4 protein-coding genes are annotated in these 3,485 nt (G+C 33.5%); 2 read left to right on the forward strand and 2 right to left on the reverse strand.

The features are described from left to right. Nucleotides 1-280: 280 nt before the first annotated feature. On the forward strand, nucleotides 281-649 hold the full coding sequence (locus AC4AGG_RS15760; protein ID WP_489772976.1) for a helix-turn-helix domain-containing protein: 369 nt from the start codon (nucleotides 281-283) through the stop codon (nucleotides 647-649). An 11-nt stretch (nucleotides 650-660) separates the two neighbouring features. Next, a complete protein-coding gene (locus AC4AGG_RS15765) occupies nucleotides 661-1,098 on the forward strand; it encodes a hypothetical protein (RefSeq protein ID WP_489772977.1) in 438 nt (145 codons plus the stop codon). Nucleotides 1,099-1,127: 29 nt separating this feature from the next. Here AC4AGG_RS15765 and AC4AGG_RS15770 read toward each other — a convergent pair whose 3' ends face one another. Beyond that, nucleotides 1,128-1,457 carry a hypothetical protein gene (locus AC4AGG_RS15770; protein WP_489772978.1) on the reverse strand — a complete coding sequence of 110 codons (330 nt, stop codon included), beginning with the start codon at nucleotides 1,455-1,457 and terminating at the stop codon, nucleotides 1,128-1,130. A 2-nt stretch (nucleotides 1,458-1,459) separates the two neighbouring features. Further along, nucleotides 1,460-3,485, reverse strand: a 2,026-nt coding sequence (locus tag AC4AGG_RS15775; protein ID WP_489772979.1) for an RHS repeat-associated core domain-containing protein, incomplete at its 5' end; no start/stop codon positions are given.

The following is a 3,485-nucleotide window of genomic DNA, read 5'->3' on the forward strand; positions in this document are numbered from 1 at the left end:
CTTACGAATTTTCGTAGGGCTTTGTATGGAAAAACATGTTTTTACAAGTGCTTAATAAACAAAACGTTATGCTATTAAATCCTATTTTTATAAAAGAAGATTAAAATTACAAGCTGTTAGATGTAGCCAGGGAGATTTCCATAGAGAAAATAGTTGGTGTTATTTTGATACACTACAAAAGTAAAATAATAGTATCAAATAGACAACAATAATTTTATCAATATTACACATATTGCGTAATTTGTGCTTTTTAGATAACTTCGCTTAAAAGTTATTCATTATGCAACCGATTGGAAAAAATATAAAGAAAATAAGAGAGGAAAAAGGTTTGACGCAACAAGCTATCGCTGATTTAATTGCAATGCACCGCTCTAATTATTCTCGTGTAGAAACTGGAGACCGTGATTTATCCATTGAAGCCATCGGAAAAATTGCAAAATATTTTAATATGTCGATTGACGATTTAGTAAACTTTGAGGGTGAGATTCCTAATGAAGTAACTTTTGAGGATAAAAATACCATTGAGCAAATGCAACTCATTCAGCAATTGGACGAGGAAGATAAATCTACCGTTTTTAAAATTGTAGAAACTATGCTAACAAAGAAAAAATTTAAAGACTTCTTTAATAAAAATGTAGCGGCTTTGTAATTCTATTGGTTATGAAAAAATTATTGTTTTTACTACTGTCTTTTTTACTTACAAATTGCAGCTTCAATAAAACTTACGAGAATAGAGAGTCCGACAAAGAAGATGCTAAAAAAGTAACCGACCGATTTTATTACCTTATCCAACAAGATAATAAACAAGAAGCTTTTAATCTTTTTAGTGATCGGTTTTTTGAAAAATTTGGAAAAGGTAAGTTTAATCAAATTCTTGATGATACAGATAGTGAATTTGGAAAAGTAAAAAACTACGAACTTGTTGATTCCTGGACGCAAATTATTAAGGGGACAAATCCCATATCCAAATATGAACTTTCATACCTCGTAACAAGAGATTCTACACAAACGCAAGAACACTTTAATATGCAAAAAGAAAATGACAGCATTAAAATTGTAGCTTATAGGATTGATTTTGATATAGTTCCTAAAAAATAAGAGCAACCAAATCCAGTTACTCTTATTTTTTAGTTTTCATAACAATGCCATTCATGGCTTATTATAGTATCTCTTTTATGAATATTAAAGGTTAATTTCCCTTTCTTCTTCACAATTGTATCGCCTATTTCAATCTCATCGTTATATTGATTCCACCAATTACTTATACTTTCACACTTTATTGTTTTTTGAGTTACTGGATTGTATCCTTTAACCTCGAATAACTTTGTATTGGCAACAGGAAGACTTTCAACCACAATAATACATTCCTCTTTAGCAATCCCTCGGGTAAACTCCTTACAATTAACACATGATGTTATAATCAAAAATATTAATGAACATAATACAATTTTTGCCATTTCTAAGGAAATTGTGGGGTATGTTGAAGCCTCCATTGTAAAAAACGATTGAATGCAGGAGTTAAATCCTTGGTATTACCTCTTGTCATTCCTCCCTCATAACCCGCATTTAGATTGATACTCCTAACCGTTGTTCCTGAAGGATCTCGAGATATTCCACCTTTTGAACTATAACTTTGTCCTCCTCCAAAAATATACGAACCAGAAAATTCTGTTGATGGACCTGTAGCACCTTCAAAAACATTTGTATATGGAGAGCCATCCGCATTGTTCCCATAAGCATTCATTTGAAACAACCGAATGCTAAAACCATTTGATCCTCCCGTAGTCAACGTATTTGTTCCAAATATTCTACCTTGTCCTGTTCCTATATTGTGAGCAAATGATAAGTCATAACCAACATTGTTAAAAGAATAACCAACACTAATCCCAATTGCATATTTCCCAAACATTTCAGCTTCCGCTGCACGGAGCCTATACCGAGCTTCTTGTATGTTTTTTTGTGCAATGGCTTTGGGATTCATTATTACCACTTCTTCAATACCATGTAATCTTCCGTTTGCAATTGCTTTTCCTCCTCCAGAAACAGAATCATCATACACATATCCATCAGCAGCATAGGTTAGCCCATCTTTTGTGCCCTCAGCAAATTTATATGTACCCTCTATATCTCTGTCAACTAAATCTTGTTGACTCTTAATATTATCATCAAATACCAGATCCCCAGCAGCGTCTTCATACCAATCTTCCAACATTCCATCAGGGTCAATAAACCTAACTGGATTGTCATAAGCGTAACGATACGGTGTCCATCTTCGGTCTTTCTCCGCCAACGGATCCACGACCCCCCATCTCCCTATATCCGGCATATAAAATCTTGCACCGTAGTCGTACATTCCTGTTTCTTGGAGTTCTTTACCGTTGTACTTGTAGTTGGACAAGCTACCTGGATTTCCTCCTGGGGAGAATCCTTCTTTATAAAACTGCATTCCAAAAGGATAATAATCGTTTTGATCAATAATATCTCCAAATCCACCTCCTGCATCATGATAGGTTACCCTTACATTTCCGAGATGATCCTTATATTGGTAAATATACTCATTATTTTCAAAATCATAGAATCCTTCTGCTGTTGGAACAAACTTTAGAGAAATAGGGGAAGCATCATAAGTAGAATAATAATAATGAAAGCCGTCTAAATATTCTGTTACTCTTGAATGGACAACACCATTACCGCCAGGATTATTAGATATTCTTTTTAGTTTTGTACCATCGGCACTATAAAGATAAGAGTCTGAAATATTAGATGTGCTTGAACCAATTGTAAACTTGTTAGGTAAATTTAGGAAGTTATAATCAATCTGACTGATTCCTTTGTCCATCATACTTTTCATGTTTCCATTTGTATCATATGTGATCGTGTTTCCCCCATAATAACTACTTGGGTTATAAGAAATATCATTAATTAGGGTTACCCTATTCCCGGTATATTGATATTGTAAATTATCAATTACCTCTGCAGTATTATTTTCATAAGGGTCAGAAAGACGCCCAAGAAAAGTTATATTTCCATTGAGATCGTAATCAACATACTCGTCATAAAAACTAGTATCTGGAGATGTAAGTAAAGGATTAGTATAAGCTCCATAAAGCAACCGATTGAGATTATCATAGAAGTAATCATACCTTTTTTTCACAGGATTGCTTTCAGCAGTAATCCAAGTCACCTCTGAAATATTACCATTATATCTTGGAGGAGCAGTATAATCCGGATTTTGATATTTTATTTCACATGCGAAGAGTTTATTATTCGGATTTGGATCATCAATTGCATAATCATTAATTCCTGTCAACCAACCTCTGATATTATATCTATAGAAAATATCCTGCAAAGAATAAAAAGGATATTGGCCACCTACTTTCTTAACTTGAAGTTGAGAGAGTTCATTATATTCATTTCGAGCAAGAATTTCTTCTGTTCCGCTATCTACTTTGTGTTTATGAGTAAGTAATCTATTTTGTGGATCG

Source organism: Chryseobacterium sp. CG10_8, from assembly GCF_058117085.1.

Coding starts and splice junctions, on each gene's coding strand:
- AC4AGG_RS15760 (WP_489772976.1), top strand. CDS start 281: ATGCAACCGATTGGAAAAAATATAAAGAAAATAAGAGAGGAAAAAGGT.
- AC4AGG_RS15765 (WP_489772977.1), top strand. CDS start 661: ATGAAAAAATTATTGTTTTTACTACTGTCTTTTTTACTTACAAATTGC.
- AC4AGG_RS15770 (WP_489772978.1), bottom strand. CDS start 1,457: ATGGCAAAAATTGTATTATGTTCATTAATATTTTTGATTATAACATCA.